Origin of the sequence: Nitrosomonas supralitoralis, assembly GCF_003011925.2 — a bacterium.
GTDB classification, from domain to species: Bacteria; Pseudomonadota; Gammaproteobacteria; order Burkholderiales; family Nitrosomonadaceae; genus Nitrosomonas; species Nitrosomonas supralitoralis.
Genome location: NZ_PXXU01000153.1, coordinates 1 through 1,418, shown reverse-complemented (window position 1 = coordinate 1,418; position 1,418 = coordinate 1). Strand labels below are relative to the sequence as shown.

The window sequence follows — 1,418 nt, the reverse complement described above, 5'->3', positions numbered from 1 at the left end:
CAACGACTCTCCATATTCCTGTCGAAGTTTATAACAGAGGTGCAACGAACTCACAGGAAACCCGGATGAGTATATCGCATGGCTCGGGAGCAGGTACAGGTGCGCCTGGCGCACAGTTTAGCGTTGAAACCAACGCCGGTGCAGCAGATATCACATTCCACTTTATGGCCGCCACCGCTGTTAACGAGTTAATAGGCGTTCGCAGCCGTATGATTGAGTTGGTGCACTAATGAAGGCGGGGTTATTTGCGCGGCCACGCCGCAGAGTGCAACAAAAGGACGTGTTTGTTCCTGGGTTCGGAGTTAAGTTTCCCCGATCTGCTTATAACAATCCGGATTCTGCGGGTGCTTTCAGTTGGGGTGGTAATGGCGGTCTTTTAAGCAGGTTGGATGCCAACCCTAATTGGCGATTTGTGCAGTTTGAATTGAGCCCCGGCGAGATTGTAACCGCGCCAGGTGTTTATGACTGGACAAAGCTGGATAGCAGAATCAATGACCTGAGAAATAGAGGTATAAAAGCAGGTTTGATGTTTCAGCAGCGCGAATTCGACGTGGTTGCCGCCAATGATGTAAGGCTTATGCTTCCCGCTCACCTGGTTCAGGTTCAAGGAAACTGGACCGGATCTGGAACCGAGCACATTCGATACGTTGGATGCTTGGGCATTGAGCCAGGCAAAGGCCAGGGCAGCACCAAAAGAGGCTATATTCTGCAATACAGCCATCCCATGATCCAAGAATGGCATCGGGAATGGTTTGCTGCAGTTGCTAATAAGTATGACAAGGACCGCGACATTATGTTTGTGGGCACAAGTGAGTCGAGTTACGGCACAGTGACCATACCATTCGGCCATTCATTCAACCCCGAGTCCATTGAAAGTATGCAGGCAGGTCGAATTCAAATGGTACGAGATTTGAAAGCCGCTTTCAAAAGAACGGGCGTTTATCACGATCTAAATCAAACCAAGCTGTTAGTTCAAGACTGGTACACGAATTACGCGCAAAAAGAGCGCGTTTGGGTGAGTGCCAGTAATACCCACTGGAATGCATCGACCAACGCTGTTCCGGTAGGAAAGCAGCCAAAAGGGGCTCTCAGATATTACGAGGAATTCAGTGGAATATTGCCAAAGTTTACGCAATGGCAAGGGGATGATATGGACGAGATCAATCCTGACACCGGATTGCTTCATACCATGCAAGAATTTCATGATCGTCTCACAAGCCCATACATCGGTGCGAATATGTGCTTAATACAGTACAAGCCAAGCCCTCCATCTGGACGCAGATTCTCAGATTACGATGATTTTATCAAGACGCTGCCTTTGGATGGTGGATTGATAACGACAAGGCCGAAATTTGTACTTTAGCGGAAATTAGTCTCAATTCCAACCCGGTAGGGAGCGGAATAAAAAAGAAACCGTT

Annotated in this window: 2 protein-coding genes; both read left to right on the top strand. The window is 48.4% G+C overall.

Annotated features, from left to right (window positions below; genetic code table 11):
• A partial coding sequence (locus C7H79_RS18205) for a hypothetical protein (protein ID WP_206781778.1) occupies positions 1-230 on the top strand: 230 nt, incomplete at its 5' end.
• Positions 230-1,363 (top strand): hypothetical protein, encoded by a 1,134-nt coding sequence (locus C7H79_RS17125; protein ID WP_106708428.1) that lies wholly within the window; start codon positions 230-232, stop codon positions 1,361-1,363. The genes C7H79_RS18205 and C7H79_RS17125, both read left to right, overlap by 1 nt.
• The last annotated feature ends 55 nt before the right edge of the window (positions 1,364-1,418 follow it).

Coding starts and splice junctions, on each gene's coding strand:
- C7H79_RS17125 (WP_106708428.1), top strand. CDS start 230: ATGAAGGCGGGGTTATTTGCGCGGCCACGCCGCAGAGTGCAACAAAAG.